16 protein-coding genes and 1 pseudogene are annotated in these 13550 nt (G+C 72.5%); 11 read left to right on the forward strand and 6 right to left on the reverse strand.

Features of this window, described 5'->3' with window-relative positions; all coding sequences use genetic code 11:
• Window positions 1–163 precede the first annotated feature (163 nt).
• Both BLS99_RS05695 and BLS99_RS05700 read right to left on the reverse strand, forming a co-directional pair.
• Window positions 164–952, reverse strand: a complete 789-nt coding sequence (locus tag BLS99_RS05695) for an SDR family oxidoreductase (RefSeq protein ID WP_091045197.1) — start codon at window positions 950–952, stop codon at window positions 164–166.
• 102 nt (window positions 953–1054) lie between these two features.
• Window positions 1055–1630, reverse strand: coding sequence for a TetR/AcrR family transcriptional regulator (locus BLS99_RS05700; RefSeq protein ID WP_091045199.1), 576 nt, complete (start codon window positions 1628–1630; stop codon window positions 1055–1057).
• A 170-nt stretch (window positions 1631–1800) separates the two neighbouring features.
• Between BLS99_RS05700 and BLS99_RS05705 the strand changes: the two genes are divergently transcribed.
• From BLS99_RS05705 to BLS99_RS05720, 4 genes are all read left to right on the forward strand, one after another.
• Entirely contained in the window at window positions 1801–2619 is an 819-nt protein-coding gene (locus BLS99_RS05705) for an HAD family hydrolase (protein ID WP_176953217.1), read from the forward strand.
• A gap of 135 nt (window positions 2620–2754) precedes the next feature.
• Window positions 2755–4089, forward strand: a complete 1335-nt coding sequence (locus BLS99_RS05710; RefSeq protein ID WP_091045201.1) for a M14 family zinc carboxypeptidase — start codon at window positions 2755–2757, stop codon at window positions 4087–4089.
• A 204-nt stretch (window positions 4090–4293) separates the two neighbouring features.
• Window positions 4294–4533: a LapA family protein gene (locus BLS99_RS05715; protein ID WP_091045202.1), complete on the forward strand. Its 240-nt coding sequence runs from the start codon at window positions 4294–4296 to the stop codon at window positions 4531–4533.
• Between the two features lie 196 nt (window positions 4534–4729).
• Window positions 4730–5539: an HAD family hydrolase gene (locus tag BLS99_RS05720; RefSeq protein ID WP_176953218.1), complete on the forward strand. Its 810-nt coding sequence runs from the start codon at window positions 4730–4732 to the stop codon at window positions 5537–5539.
• A gap of 154 nt (window positions 5540–5693) precedes the next feature.
• Here BLS99_RS05720 and BLS99_RS05725 read toward each other — a convergent pair whose 3' ends face one another.
• Both BLS99_RS05725 and BLS99_RS26035 read right to left on the reverse strand, forming a co-directional pair.
• Window positions 5694–6305: an AAA family ATPase gene (locus BLS99_RS05725; protein WP_218126302.1), complete on the reverse strand. Its 612-nt coding sequence runs from the start codon at window positions 6303–6305 to the stop codon at window positions 5694–5696.
• Entirely contained in the window at window positions 6296–6433 is a 138-nt protein-coding gene (locus BLS99_RS26035) for a hypothetical protein (RefSeq protein ID WP_176953219.1), read from the reverse strand. The genes BLS99_RS05725 and BLS99_RS26035 overlap by 10 nt, the downstream gene beginning before the upstream one ends.
• Before the next feature lie 161 nt (window positions 6434–6594).
• On the opposite strand from BLS99_RS26035, the gene BLS99_RS05730 reads away from it, so the two are divergent.
• Both BLS99_RS05730 and BLS99_RS05735 read left to right on the forward strand, forming a co-directional pair.
• Window positions 6595–7275 carry an NAD(P)H-binding protein gene (locus BLS99_RS05730; protein WP_091045208.1) on the forward strand — a complete coding sequence of 227 codons (681 nt, stop codon included), beginning with the start codon at window positions 6595–6597 and terminating at the stop codon, window positions 7273–7275.
• 94 nt (window positions 7276–7369) lie between these two features.
• Window positions 7370–8284: an aminoglycoside phosphotransferase family protein gene (locus BLS99_RS05735; protein WP_176953220.1), complete on the forward strand. Its 915-nt coding sequence runs from the start codon at window positions 7370–7372 to the stop codon at window positions 8282–8284.
• Window positions 8285–8415: 131 nt separating this feature from the next.
• Here the strand turns inward: BLS99_RS05735 and BLS99_RS05740 are convergent, their stop codons facing one another.
• A complete protein-coding gene (locus BLS99_RS05740) occupies window positions 8416–8670 on the reverse strand; it encodes an SCO4848 family membrane protein (RefSeq protein ID WP_091045210.1) in 255 nt (84 codons plus the stop codon).
• Window positions 8671–8900: 230 nt separating this feature from the next.
• Between BLS99_RS05740 and BLS99_RS05745 the strand changes: the two genes are divergently transcribed.
• Window positions 8901–9200, forward strand: a complete 300-nt coding sequence (locus BLS99_RS05745; RefSeq protein ID WP_091045212.1) for a hypothetical protein — start codon at window positions 8901–8903, stop codon at window positions 9198–9200.
• A 93-nt stretch (window positions 9201–9293) separates the two neighbouring features.
• Window positions 9294–9452: pseudogene (locus tag BLS99_RS27745) on the forward strand (TetR/AcrR family transcriptional regulator); the annotation flags it as partial.
• 491 nt (window positions 9453–9943) lie between these two features.
• Here the strand turns inward: BLS99_RS27745 and BLS99_RS05755 are convergent.
• Window positions 9944–10375: a MarR family transcriptional regulator gene (locus BLS99_RS05755; RefSeq protein ID WP_091047650.1), complete on the reverse strand. Its 432-nt coding sequence runs from the start codon at window positions 10373–10375 to the stop codon at window positions 9944–9946.
• Window positions 10376–10542: 167 nt separating this feature from the next.
• Here BLS99_RS05755 and BLS99_RS05760 point away from each other — a divergent pair, with 167 nt between their 5' ends.
• From BLS99_RS05760 to BLS99_RS05770, 3 genes are all read left to right on the forward strand, one after another.
• Complete coding sequence (locus BLS99_RS05760; protein WP_091045214.1) at window positions 10543–11412, forward strand: NAD(P)-dependent oxidoreductase; 870 nt, start codon at window positions 10543–10545, stop codon at window positions 11410–11412.
• Between the two features lie 165 nt (window positions 11413–11577).
• On the forward strand, window positions 11578–12273 hold the full coding sequence (locus tag BLS99_RS05765; RefSeq protein ID WP_091045215.1) for a type 1 glutamine amidotransferase domain-containing protein: 696 nt from the start codon (window positions 11578–11580) through the stop codon (window positions 12271–12273).
• An 82-nt stretch (window positions 12274–12355) separates the two neighbouring features.
• Window positions 12356–13435 carry an NADH:flavin oxidoreductase/NADH oxidase gene (locus BLS99_RS05770; protein ID WP_091045216.1) on the forward strand — a complete coding sequence of 360 codons (1080 nt, stop codon included), beginning with the start codon at window positions 12356–12358 and terminating at the stop codon, window positions 13433–13435.
• Window positions 13436–13550: the final 115 nt, after the last annotated feature.

A 13550-nucleotide genomic window follows, 5' to 3' on the forward strand; every position in this document is an offset into this window, starting at 1 on the left:
CGGGGCGGTCACGGAACTCTGACGAACATCCGAGGGAACCGGTTGCACTCGTGATGCAACCGTGACACGAGGGTCCGACAGTCCCTTTTCCCCGCACCCCCCGCAAGGGCCCGGACGCGGCGGGCGCGGGCACCTCCAGAGGTGCCCGCGCCCGCCCGGACCGCTACGCGGCCTTGAGGGTCCCGCCGTCGATCACGTGGTCGGCGCCGTGGATGTTCGCCGCCCGGTCCGAGAGCAGGAACGCCACGAGGTCGGCGACCTCCTCCGGCTCGCCGATGCGGCCCGAGGCGATCCCGAACCGCCCCGGGATGTTCGCGAGCAGGTCCGCGTGCGCCACCCCGTACGCCTCGGCGACCTTGCCGCCGAACCGCTCCTCGTCGCGCCACAGCGGCGACCCGATGACGCCCGGCGACACCGTGTTCACCCGCACGCCCAGCGGCGCGACTTCCTCGCTCAGCCGCTTGGAGAACATCGTCAGCCCCGCCTTCGCCTCGGCGTACCCGACCGGCGCGCCCGAGGGCGTGCGGCCGTTCACCGACGACACGTTCACGATCGCGCCGCGCCGCTCCACGATCCCCGGCAGCGCCGCGTGCGTCGTCCACACCGCGCTGAACAGGTTGAGGTCGAACACGGTCGCCCACTGCTCCGCCGGCACGTCGAGGAACCCGCCGACGACCATGCGGTCGGCGTCGCCGCCGCCGACGTTGTTGACCAGGAAGTCGATCCCGCCGACCGCCTGCACCGCCTGCGCGACGACCCCCGCCGCGCCCTCGCGGGTGGACAGGTCCGCCGACACGGTCGCGGCGGCGACCTTCTCCAGTCCGGGGGTGACGGTGCGCGCGGCGCCGACGACCCGCACGCCCTCGGCGGCCAGCGCCTCGGCGACGGCGAGGCCGATGCCCCGGCTCGCGCCGGTCACGAGCGCGGTCTTGCCCTTGATGCCCAGTTCCATGGTGGTGCCCTTCGGTATTGGATCTCTGCACTGCAAGCCATTCTTGAACTTGTGGTCAAAAATCAGGGTGGAAAAAACGCCCTCGGACGAGGGCGCGGTGGTCTAGAAGCCCGCCAGGGCGGTGTCGATGATCCGGTGCAGCACCTGACCCTCGTGGGTGCGGGCCATGACGCGCAGCCCCACGATCGTGTTCATGAGCAGGTGCGCCTGCGCGACGACGTCCAGACCGCGGTCCACGTCCCCGTCGCGCTGGCCGCGCCGCAGCCGCTCGGCCAGCAGCTCGATGGTGCGGTCGGTCATGCGCCGCACCGACGCCGTCGCCTCGGGGTCGCGCCCGCCCAGTTCGAGGGCGGTGTTGGCGGCGAGGCAGCCGCGGCGCACCGGCCCGTCGAGGTCGGTGTCCACGAGGAAGGCGAGGTAGGCGCGGATGCGCTCCTTCGCCGTCCCCGGCTCGTCCAGGTACGCCTCGGTCAGCTCGGAGCCGGCCGCGCCGTACAGGTCGAGGGCCTTGCCGAACAGCTCGCGCTTGGAGCCGAAGGCGTGGTAGAGGCTGCCCTTGCCCACGCCGGTGGCCTCGGCGAGGTCGGCGGGGGAGGTCCCCGCGTACCCGCCGGTCCAGAACGCCTCCATCGCCTGCGCGACGACCGCGTCCGGTTCGAATTCCTTCGGCCTGCCCATGCCCCGAACCCTACCCGGTTCTCGACCTGAAGGTCAAGAAAATCGTGCCGCTGGTCACCCCGGTTTTCGATGGCCTTGGGGCCGAAGGGCTCCGGCCTCCCCTGAACGGCCGGTGTCGGCTGTCCGTCGGATCGGTTGTCGCCCTTGCCGGGCCGGGCGATACTAGAGCGGTGCTCAAACCCCTTGTGATCGCCTCAGACCTGGACGGCACGCTGCTCGCCCCCGGCGGCACGCTGTCCGAGCGGACCCGCGACGCCCTCGCCGCCGCCCGCGCCGAAGGCGTCTCGGTCGTCGCCGTCACCGCCCGCACCCCCTACGGCGTGGACATGCTGCCCGACCTCATCCCGCTCCTCGACGGCGCGATCTGCGCCAACGGCGCCATCGACTACGTCCCGGGGACCGGGAGCGTCCGCGTCCTGCGCTCGATCCGGATCGGCCCCGGCCGCCGGGTCGCGGCCGCCATCGCGAAGCGGCTCCCCGACGCCGTGTTCGCCGTCGAGACCGGCACCGGCATCGTCGGCGAGGAGGCGTACCGGCCCCTCGTGGGCGCCTCGAACTGGGACTTCGTGCCCGACGTCGACGCGGTCTTCAAACGCGCCAAGCGGGCCGTGAAGATCAAGGTCTACTGCGCCGAGCGCACCGGCGAGGAGATGGCCGCCGCCGTCGAGGGCGCCGAGCTGGGCGGGCTGTCGATGTGCCACTGGGGCGACTTCGGGATGCTCGACTTCAACGCCCGCGGCGCCGACAAGGCGTTCGGGCTCGCCTCCTGGTGCAAGGAGCGCCGGGTCGGGCCCGACGAGGTGATCGCCTTCGGCGACATGCCCAACGACGTCCCGATGCTCGCCTGGGCCGGGCGCTCCTACGCGATGGGCGACGCCCACCCCGAGGCCGTCGAGGCCGCCACCGACCGCACCGCGACCAACGCCGAGGACGGGGTCGCGCAGGTCATCGAGGCACTGCTCGCGGGCGAGGCGGCCAACGCGGCCTGACTCCCCGACCACCTCCACTGTGTCCGAAATTGTCGGAAGTATCGGGACTTGTCAGTAAATTGTATGATGAGACTCCCTTTGACCGCCCCTTCGGCTGCGCCGTCACCCTCGGCGGGCCGAGAACGGAACGGACACATGCATATGAAGCGAAGGCTCGTCGCCGCCGGCGTCGCGTTCGGGGTCGCCGCCGCGACCACCGGCACGGTCGCCCTCACCGCGCAGGCCGACCCGGCCGAACCGTCCACCTCCACCGAGCCCGTCACCTGGACCGTCGACGGGCTCTCCGGGACCGACGTCGCCGAACTCGAGGCGCTCGGCTTCGACGTCGCCCACGACCACGGCGGCGAGGCCCAGATCATCGGCGACGAGGCCGTCGCCGATGAGCTCCGCGCGCTCGGCCACGAGCCGGCGTTCTTCGACACCGTCTACAAGGACGTCCCCGCCACCGCCCAGCAGGAGGGCACCTACTACGGCGGCTACCGCACCGTCGACGCGATCGAGGGCCACCTCCAGGACGTGGCCGACGCCAACCCCTCGCTCACGCGCCTGTACGACATCGGCGACTCCTGGCTCAAGACCCAGGGCGAGGGCGGGCACGACGTGCTCGCCGTCTGCGTCACCGCCATCGCCGCGGGGGACTGCGAGCAGGACCCCGACTCGACCAAGCCGCGCTTCTCGCTGATCGCGCAGATCCACGCCCGCGAGATCGCCACCGGCGAGATCGCCCTGCGGTGGATCGACAAGCTCGTGGCGGGCTACGGCACCGACGCGGAGGTCACCGACCTGCTCGACACCACCGAGGTGTGGGTCGTGCCCGTGGTCAACCCCGACGGGGTCGACGTCGTCGCCTCCGGCGGCGACGACCCGGTGCTCCAGCGCAAGAACCTCAACGACTCCGCGGGGAACTGCGGCAGCCGCGCGGGCATCGACCTGAACCGCAACTCCTCGTTCGAGTGGGGCGGCGACTCGTCCTACCCGTGCGCCGAGACCTACCAGGGCGCCTCGGGCGCTTCCGAGCCCGAGACGCGGGCGGTCGAGGACTGGCTCCGCGCCCTCCACCCCGACCAGCGCGGCGAGGGCCAGGACGACCCGGCCCCGGGCGACGCGCGCGACGTGTTCCTGACGCTGCACTCCTACGGCGAGTACATCATCGTCCCGTGGGGCTTCACCTCCGACGCGGCGCCGAACGACGCGGCGCTGCGCGCCCTCGGCGCGTCGATGTCGGACTCCAACGGGTACTTCGTCGGCACCAACGACGACACCGTCGGCTACAGCACGAGCGGCACGACCGACGACATGGCCTACGGCGAACTCGGCGTCGCCAGCTTCACGTTCGAGGTGGGGCCCGACTTCGGGAACTGCGGCGGGTTCTTCCCGGCGTTCTCGTGCGTCGAGGACACCCTGTGGCCGGAGAACGAAGGCGCCCTCATGACCGCGGCCCAGGCCGCGGCCGCGCCCTACGGCGGTTGACCCGCCGGTCCCGGCGGGCGGAGGCCCGCCGGGACCACCCGGCACCGACGCGGCCCCGACCGGTCCCGCATCGCAGCCCGAGTTCACCGCCGAACCGCCCGGGCCCGTACCGACCGCAGTCACCGCGCGATTTCCCCGAACCGCCGCCGAACCGCCCGATCCCGCCCATACTGACGATCCTGGTACGAGCGGGAGGAGCAGGCGATGTCCAGTGGGGACGCGGTCGAGGGCAAGGGCGGCAGCGCGCTGCGCCGCCTCATCGTCGCGGGCGTGATCATCGCCCTCGCGATCTGGTTCATCCTCGCCAACACCGAAGAGGTCGGCGTCAAGCTCTGGTTCGTCAAGGTCGAGACGCCCATGTGGATCATGATCACCGTGGTCTTCATCGCCGGCTGGGCCGTCGGCGCCCTCCTCCGCCGCCGAGCCGCCAGAAAGCGCCCCTGACCCGCCACCACATGTCGCACCCCCGGGGCACCCTTGGAACCGGGGGCCCTGCAAATGCCCGATTCGCGTAGACCCGCCACGACACTCCCGACTCGGCAGTCCCGCTCCCACTCACCCGTTGTCCCCGGCATCGAGTGCCATGTGACATGTCACGTGCTACTTGCTCCCAGGGCGCCGGGGCACCGATACTCGATGCGTGCCCGCGCCCAAGGTGATCGCCACCGATCTCGACGGAACCCTGCTCGGCCGCGACGGCCGGCTCCCGCCCCGCAACCAGAAGGCCCTCCAGGCCGCCCGCGAGCTCGGCGTCCTCACCGTGGCCGTCACCGCACGCGCGCCCCGCGCGGTCTACCGCATCCCCGAACTCGCGCCCGTCCTCGACGCCGCCGTCTGCTGCAACGGCGCCGTCGTCTACGACACCGCGAACCGGACCGCCGAACTCCGCCACCCCGTGCCGCTCGCCGCCGCACGCGAACTCCACACCCGCCTCCTCGACGCCCTCCCCGGCGCGCTCTTCGCCGTCGAGACCGGCGAACGCCAGCTCACCCAGTCGGTGTTCCTCCAAGAGGGCGTCCACCTCAACGACCCCTGGGTCTTCCTCGAACCCGCCGACGACCTCATCGGCGCCGCCGATGCCATCGCCGAGATCGTCGTCCGCGTCCCCGGCTCCACCGGCGAGGCCATGTACGAGGCCACCCGCCACATCGACCTCCCCGGCGTCAGCCTCTGGCACTGGGGGAGCTTCCCCGAGATCGAGTGCACCGCCGCCGGCGCCACCAAGGGCGCCGCGCTCGCGGCCTGGTGCGCCGAGCGCGGCATCGGTGCCGACGAGGTGATCGCGTTCGGCGACATGCCGAACGACGTCTCCATGCTCGCCTGGGCCGGCCGCTCCTACGCCGTCGCCGGCGCCCACCCCGAGGCCGTCGCCGCTGCCACCGACCGCACCGGCCCCGCCGTGGAGGGCGGCGTCGCGCAGATCGTCGAAGCCGTCCTCGGCCTCGCCTGACCGCCCGCGACACGCTCCTCCACCGGCTCACGGAAACCCAACGCCGCCAACCGGACCGGGGCCCTGGACGTCCGCACGGCGGCACGCACACGACCGTCGCCGGCTACCAGATTGATGCCTACGACCTCGTGAAGCAGTACATCCGCTTGGGCGCCTACGTGCCGATCCGCTCCGGATCGGCCCCGATCGCCGCGAGCAGCGCGCGATAGGTCGCCTCGACGTCTCCCGGAACGCTTGCCACCGCGACCGCGTGCGGCCGTTCGGCGGCGAGCCGTTGGACGACACCGTGCCACTCGCGCAGCGCGTCGTCGCCGCCGGCCAGCAGCTCGTGCGCCTCCACATGCGCCGGTTCGGCGGCGGCCCGCGTGCGCTCGGCGAATCGCTGCACGACGCTCGCGGCGTCGTCCAGGACGTACACCTCGTGGAACCGCGCGCCCGCCTCGGCGGCCACCGCCGCCAGCCGCTCGATGAACTCGACCCGGCCCACGAGCTGCGGCACCACCACGTCGTACCCGGCCGCCAGGTGCTCGCGCGCCGCGGCCGACGCGACCGACCGGATGCGCAGCCCGGCCGCGCCCGGGTCGTCCCGCCACCGGCCGAGCATGGGCCGCAGCACGTCCAGGTCGAGCACGAGCGCCAGCGGGCGGTCTTCGGCGTACCGCCGCGCGAGCGTCGACTTCCCGACGGCCGGGGCGCCGTTGAGCAGGATCAGCCGCGGCGCCGCGTCCCCGCCGGGCGCACCCGGCCCGCCGCGGTTCAACGGCACCGGCAGCGCACCAGCGCGGAGTCGACGGGGTCGAGCCGGGGCGTTCGGTGGTCGTGGATCCCGTTGCGGCCCTTGCGGTTCCCGGTGTCGCGATATTTCGCCGCCACCTCATCGACGCCGACGTCCATGCAGTGCCCCTTCGCGGTTCGCCCGAGCGGAGCCGCCCACGCTACCGCCGCGCCCCGGCATGGACAAGCCGCCTGCTCGGGAGCCGCCCGTTCGCTGCGGCTCCGCGGCGTTGGCGCACGGACCGCCCCGCCGGGCGGCCGACCGGGCTAGGGTGGGCCGTATGCATGTCGTCATCGCCGGAGGGCACGGGCAGATCGCGCTGCTCCTCACCGAGATCCTGGCCGCAGAAGGACATTCGGTCACCGGGCTCATCAGGAGACCCGAGCAGGCCGAGGACCTGACCGCGATCGGCGGTCGCCCGATCGTCCTCGACTTGGAGCAGGCCGACGCCGAGCACCTCGCCGGGCTCCTCGCGTCCGAGACCGGGGACGCGGTCGACGCCGTCGTGTTCGCCGCCGGCGCGGGACCCGGCAGCGGGGCCGCCCGCAAGGAGACCGTCGACCGCGGCGCCTCCGTGCTCCTGGCCGACGCCGCCGAGCGCGCCGGGGTCCGCCGCTTCCTCCAGATCTCCACCATGGGCGCCGGCACCGTGCCGGACCCGGCCCGCGACGAGGTCTGGGCCGCCTACCTCGCGGCGAAGACCGCCGCCGAGGACGACCTGCGCGCCAGGGACCTCGACTGGGTGGTCCTGCGGCCCGGCGCGCTCACCAACGACGCCCCGGCCGGGACGGTGCTGCTCGCCGAGCCCTCGGTGGGCCGCGGCGAGGTCACCCGCGCCGACGTCGCCGCCGTCATCGCCGAGCTCCTGCGCACGCCCGCGGTGTCGCGGAGGGTCCTGGAGCTGCGGGGCGGCGACGCGCCCGTCGCGGACGCCGTGGCCGCCTTGGTGTCGGAAAACTGACACCGTCCGCAGTGGTCTGACTTCCGGCCGCAAACGCATATGCGGATTGCGTCGCCGAAACGGAGTGCTCGATACTGTACCGATGCGATTTGGTGTGGTTCCTTCCTCTGTCCGCCGCGACGTCCTCAACTGGCACGGCGATGCAGGCCAGGCATGGCTCGACGAACTCCCCAGGACGGTGTGGAGCCTCAAGCGCGCGTGGTCGCTCAGGATCGACGGCCCGCCCTACGACGGCGGATCGCACTCCTACGTGGTCCCGGTCCTGCGCGAGGACGGCGCCTCGGCCGTCCTCAAGGTGATCTACCGCGACGAGGAGAACCGCGCCGAGCCGACCGCGCTGCGCCAGTACGGCGGCGACGGCGCCGTCCGCCTGCACGACTACGACCCCGCGACCGGCGCGATGCTCATGGAGCGCGCCGTCCCCGGCAACCGCCTCAAGTCGACCCGCTTCTTCGGACACAAGACCCCCGCCGCCGCCTGGCGCCGCATCGGGATCGCCACCGGCCTCTACCGGCGCCTCTGGCGCCCTTACGAACCCGAGGCCGGCTACCCCGACCTGCCCGCCGCCACCGGCATGCTCGACGACTGGCGCGCCCGGTACGCGGACCCCGCGCCCGACCTCCTCGACCGCGTCGGCGACGAGCGGCTGCGCGACGCCCTCGCCCGCTGCGGCGCCCTCGCCGACCCGCCCGAGCTCGGCATCGGCAACCGCGACACCCACCTGAGCAACATCGTCTCCGCCGAACGCGAGCCGTGGCTGGTCATCGACCCCAAGCCCTACCTCGCCGAACGCGCCTTCGACGGCGGGTACTTCCTGTTCAAGCAGCAGCTCCACGGCCCCCACAGCGGCGCCGAACTGCTCCGCGCCGTCGCCGAAGGGCTCGGCGCCGACACCGCGCGCGTCCGCGACTGGGCCCTGCTCCGCTTCGCCGACCACCTCGCCGAGACCGCCGACGAGCGCGACCTCGAGGCCGCGTCCAAGGCCATGCGCGACCTCGAGGACGCCTAGCGGGGGAGCACCGGAATCCGGTCCCGGTGCTCCGCCATCCGAATCAAGCGCTTTCCGGCTCGAACGGGTGAAAAAGATCCGCGTCGGATTCCCGACTCCCCGGCGAGTCGCCAACGAGTCGAGCGGTCCTATCAGGAATCCCCGCGGCCCGCCCGGCGGCTCGCCAGGAACCCCCGCAGGCCGATCGCCCCGACCGCCGTCCCGAGGACGAACGACGCCGCGGCGAGCGCTAGGTGCACCCAGAAATAGCCCGTTGGGTCGCCCGAGCCATCGAACGCCAAGCCGCTGACGTCGGCGAACAGGTTCTTGGCGAACGTGATCCAGATGAACCACGACCACACGCCGAACGCGAGCAGGAACACCGAGGCACCGCGACTGAGCTTCATCGGCCCAGTATCGGACCCCGCCCGGCCCCCGGACATTCCGGGCGCATCCCACCGGACCCCCGTCACTCCCGAGCACGATTCGCACCACCACCGAGGACCGACACGCCGGATGCGCCTACTATCCTGGTCATTGGAGACCCGGTGTCACTCTGTGCGGCAGTTGCGTGCATACCGTGGTCTGCGATGATGGAGACCGGATTGTCATCAATGCATGGAATGGCTGGCCCGGAATGAACGGACCCGACAACCCGCTCCCGAGCGGGTACCCCGACCCCGAGGCCGTCGGCTGGCTCCGCACCGATGAGATCGAGTTCCTCGAACTCCACATCAGAATGACGATCACCCCCGGCGAGCGCATCGTCCAGCTCTGGCAGCTCGCCGACGGCCACCCCGTCTCCTGGATCGGCAACGTCTTCCGCATCGACTCCGAACCCCCCGGCCTCTACCTCAACCACAAGTTCGAGACCACCCTCAACCGGCCCCAGCGCGACTCGCTCGCCCGCCTCGCCGCCAAGTTCTGGAAGTCCTGAACCGCCGTCACAACCGGCCCGGCACCCATCGACCCTTTTAGAGGCACCCAATACAGTGGTGGCCCTGCGGCACGCGATTCACTGGGGGGCAACATGGCGGCCAAGCAGGCGCGGGGACGGGAGACCGTCGAGCGGCTGCTCGACGCGGCCCTCGACCTCTACGACCGCACCGGACCCGAGGGCTACACGATGACCGGCGTCATCAACGCCAGCGGCGTCAGCGTCGGCAGCCTCTACCACCACTTCGGGTCCTTCAACGGCCTCACCGCCGCCCTCTACACCCGACTGTCCGCCGAACTCCTCGACCGCCTCGTCGCAGCCGTCGAACCCCGCCGCACCGCCAAGACCGGCGTCCAGGCGTGCGTCACCGCCTACCTCACCTGGTGCACCGAGCACCGCTCCAAGGCCCACTTCCTGCTCGCCATGCCCTACCAGGCGCACCTCATCACGCCGACCGAGGCGATGCTCGCCGAGACCGCGCCGCAGCTCGGGCGCATCCTCGCGTGGACCGCCCCGCACATCGCCGCCGGACGCATCGTCGACGTCCCCGACAGCCTGCTCGGCTGCCTGCTCATCGGACCGGTCACCGAGGCGGTGACGCGCTGGCTCATCGGCATGCCCGGCGCCGACGACATCGCCGAGGCGTTCAAGTACCTGCCCGACCGGATCTGGGCGTCCGTGAAGGGCCCCAACGCTTTACTCGTCCACCCGCCGGCCGGCGCGCCCTCGTTCGCCTACGGCGCTCACCGGTCGAGGCGCTCCAGGGCCTCGACCAGCGGGCGGAAGTCCGGGTTCGCGCGCGCCTCGTCGAGCGCCTCGGCCAGCGCCCCGTCGTGGGTCGGCCGCGCGGCGTCGAGGAGCCGGCGGCCCTCCTCGGTGACGTTCGTGTAGATCCCGCGCCGGTCGTCCTTGCAGATCGTGCGGGCGAGCAGCCCCCGGTCCTCCAGACGGGTCACCAGGCGCGTGGTCGCGCTCTGGCTCAGCACGATCGCCTCGGCGACCTGGCGCATCTGGAGATGCCCGGCCTTCCCCTCGTGCTGGCGGATCAGCACCGTGAGCAGTGAGAACTCCCGCACGCTCAGGTCGTGCTCGGCTTCGAGCCGGCGCCCGATGCGGTCGGCGATGCGCTCGTGCAGGACCGACAGGGCGCACCAGCGCTGCGCTAGCGCGGTCATGGTCTCCGGGGCCGCGGTCACGGTGTTCCTCCCTCGGGCTCGGGCGATCCCGCCTATCCTAGCGTACGGCGATATACCCAACAGCTCAAATACCATCGCTTGCAATTAACCCGCGTCTGCAAGTATTATCGGCGGGTCACCGGGAACCACCGACCGAAGGAGAACCGATGAGCGAACGACGCCGCATCGCCGTGCTCGGCACCGGCATCATGGGCGCCGCCATGGCCCGCAACCTCGCCCGCGCCGGACACGACGTCACCGCCTGGAACCGCAGCCGCGACAAGGCCGAACCCCTCGCCGCCGACGGCATCCGCATCGCCGACACCCCCGCCGCGGCCGTCGACGGCGCCGACGCCGTCCTCACGATGCTCCACGACGGCCCCGCCGCCGCCGACGTCATCGCCCAGGCCGCCCCCGCACTGACCCCCGGCACCCGCTGGATCCAGTCCACCACCGCCGGCATCGACGGCACCGCCGAACTCGCCGCCCTCGCCCGGCGACACGGCCTCGTCTTCTTCGACGCCCCCGTCCTCGGCACCCGCGCCCCCGCCGAAGCCGGACAGCTCACCGTCCTCGCCGCAGGACCCGCCGACGACCCGATCGCCGACGCCGTCTTCAACGCCGTCGGCGCCAAGACCGTCCGCACCGGCACCGACGCGGGCAGCGCCACCCGCCTCAAACTCGTCGCCAACAGCTGGGTCCTCGTCCTCACCCACGGCATCGGCGAAGTCCTCGCCCTCGCCGCGGGACTCGGCGTCGACCCCCAGGACTTCTACGCCCTCATCCAAGGCGGCCCCCTCGACGCCGGATACGCCCACGCCAAAGGGGCCCTCATCCTCGACGGCACCACCGCCCAGACCAGCTTCGGCCTCGACACCGCCGCCAAGGACACCCGGCTCATCATCGAGGCCGCCCAAGCCAACGGCGTCCGCCTCGACCTCGCCGAAGCCGGCGCCGAACGCTTCCGGCGCGCCTCCGCACAAGGCCACGGCGACGAGGACATGGCCGCGACCTACTACGCGAGCTTCGACGAATGACCCGGAAGCACCCGGGAACCCGGACCACCGGGCCACCGGGCACGTGACGCCCGGGACCGCGAGCACCCGGCCCGCGACACCACCCGGCCCATGACACCGGGCCCGCGGCATCAGGCCCGCGACAGCACCGCCGAGCAACCGACCAGCACCAGGGGGAACAACGACATGGCGAAGATCCTGTTCATCATGACCGGCGCGAGCGAATGGACGCTCAACGACGGCACCAAGCACACCACCGGCTACTGGGCCGAGGAGGCCGTCGTCCCGCTCCAGGCGTTCAAGGACGCCGGCCACCAGGTCACCGTCGCCACACCCGGCGGCACCGTCCCGCCCGTCGACCCCGTCAGCCTCGACCCCGACCTCGCCGGAGGCGCCGACAACGCCGCCCGCTACCGCGACGCCGTCGCCACCGCACCCGAGTTCGCCGCACCGCTCGACCTCGCGGCCGCCGACCTCGCCGACTACGACGCCGTCTACGTCCCCGGCGGCCACGGCCCCATGGAAGACCTCGCCGTCGACGACCGCACCGGCGTGCTCCTCGCCGACGCGCTGGCCTCCGGCAAGCCCGTCGGCCTCGTCTGCCACGGCCTCGCCGCACTGCTGCCCGCCACCGAACCCGACGGCGGCAACGCGTTCGCCGCCTACCGCATCACCGGGTTCACCGACCGCGAGGAACGCCTCGGCGCGCTGGCCGACAAGGCCCCGTGGCTGCTCCAGACCCGCCTTGAGCAGGCCGGACTCCACTTCGAGGCGGGGGAGCCGTTCGCCCCGCACGTCGTGGTCGACCGCACGGTGGTGACCGGCCAGAACCCGCAGTCGTCCCACACCGCCGCCGCCGAGCTGCTGAAACTCATCGGCTAGACGTACCCTTGGGGCCGCCGGTACCCGGCGGCCCCGCCGACCGCCCGACCCTCGTACACCGCCCACGCAGAAGGACCCGCACGTGACCAGCAACCTGTTCTCGCCGCTCACCATCCGAGGCACCGAGATCCCCAACCGCGCCTGGATGGCCCCGATGTGCCAGTACAGCGCCGACACCACCGGTCCCGGCACCGGCGCCCCCAACGACTGGCACGTCCAGCACTACGGCTCCCGGGCCGTCGGCGGCGCCGGGCTCATCCTCACCGAGGCCACCGCGGTGACCGCCGAGGGCCGCATCAGCATCGGCGACCTCGGCATCTGGAACGACACCCAGGTCGAGGGCCACCGCCGCCTGACCGCCCTCATGCGCGCGCACAGCACCGTCCCCGGCATCCAGCTCGCCCACGCCGGCCGCAAGGCCACCTGCGACCTGGAGTTCCTCGGCGGGCGCACGCTCGACCCCAGCGAGGGCGGCTGGGTCCCGGTCGCGCCGAGCGCCGTGGCCTTCAGCGAGGCCCGGCCCGTGCCGCACGCGCTCACCGTCGAGGAGATCCGCGGCGTGGTCGACGCGTTCGCGGCCGCGGCGCGGCGCTCGATCGACGCCGGGTACGAGGTCATCGAGATCCACGGCGCCCACGGCTACCTCCTGCACGAGTTCCTGTCGCCGGTGTCGAACCGGCGCGAGGACGAGTACGGCGGCTCGTTCGAGAACCGCACGCGCATCGCGATCGAGATCACCGACGCGGTCCGCGCCGAGGTGGGGGACCGGGTGCCGGTGCTCTTCCGCGTCTCGGCGACCGACTGGATCGAGCCCGAGGGCTGGACCGCCGACGAGACCGTGCGGCTCGCCGCGCTGCTGCGCGAGCACACGATCGACCTGCTCGACGTCTCCAGCGGCGGCAGCGTCGAGCGCGCCGACATCCCGACCGCGCCCGGCTACCAGGTGCCGTTCGCCGCGCGGGTGTGCCGCGAGACGGGCCTGCCGACCGGCGCGGTCGGCCTCATCACCGAGCCCCGCCAGGCGGAGAAGATCCTCGCCGACGGCGACGCGGACGCGATCTTCATCGGCCGCGAGCTCCTGCGCAACCCGTACTGGCCCCTCCAGGCCGCCCGCGAACTCGGCGACGCGGTCCCGGTCCCGGCCCCGTACCGCCGCGCCTGAACACGAAAATGTCGGCCCCCGGTGCCACCCTTGTGCCGGGGGCCCGACGATGTCCGATTTGAAGGGCGACGCCGCAGAATCAGCGGTTTCACGTTTCCAGCGCCGCCCCAGGACT

Origin of the sequence: Glycomyces sambucus, from assembly GCF_900102815.1 — a bacterium.
Lineage (GTDB): Bacteria > Actinomycetota > Actinomycetes > Mycobacteriales > Micromonosporaceae > Glycomyces > Glycomyces sambucus.

What these genes read in the sequence shown, in the direction of transcription:
- BLS99_RS05695 (WP_091045197.1), bottom strand. Translation starts at nt 952, where the DNA reads ATGGAACTGGGCATCAAGGGCAAGACCGCGCTCGTGACCGGCGCGAGC.
- BLS99_RS05765 (WP_091045215.1), top strand. Translation starts at nt 11,578, where the DNA reads ATGGCGAAGATCCTGTTCATCATGACCGGCGCGAGCGAATGGACGCTC.
- BLS99_RS05730 (WP_091045208.1), top strand. Translation starts at nt 6,595, where the DNA reads ATGCATGTCGTCATCGCCGGAGGGCACGGGCAGATCGCGCTGCTCCTC.
- BLS99_RS05755 (WP_091047650.1), bottom strand. Translation starts at nt 10,375, where the DNA reads ATGACCGCGCTAGCGCAGCGCTGGTGCGCCCTGTCGGTCCTGCACGAG.
- BLS99_RS26035 (WP_176953219.1), bottom strand. Translation starts at nt 6,433, where the DNA reads ATGGACGTCGGCGTCGATGAGGTGGCGGCGAAATATCGCGACACCGGG.
- BLS99_RS05745 (WP_091045212.1), top strand. Translation starts at nt 8,901, where the DNA reads ATGAACGGACCCGACAACCCGCTCCCGAGCGGGTACCCCGACCCCGAG.
- BLS99_RS05740 (WP_091045210.1), bottom strand. Translation starts at nt 8,670, where the DNA reads ATGAAGCTCAGTCGCGGTGCCTCGGTGTTCCTGCTCGCGTTCGGCGTG.
- BLS99_RS05700 (WP_091045199.1), bottom strand. Translation starts at nt 1,630, where the DNA reads ATGGGCAGGCCGAAGGAATTCGAACCGGACGCGGTCGTCGCGCAGGCG.
- BLS99_RS05715 (WP_091045202.1), top strand. Translation starts at nt 4,294, where the DNA reads ATGTCCAGTGGGGACGCGGTCGAGGGCAAGGGCGGCAGCGCGCTGCGC.
- BLS99_RS05710 (WP_091045201.1), top strand. Translation starts at nt 2,755, where the DNA reads ATGCATATGAAGCGAAGGCTCGTCGCCGCCGGCGTCGCGTTCGGGGTC.
- BLS99_RS05760 (WP_091045214.1), top strand. Translation starts at nt 10,543, where the DNA reads ATGAGCGAACGACGCCGCATCGCCGTGCTCGGCACCGGCATCATGGGC.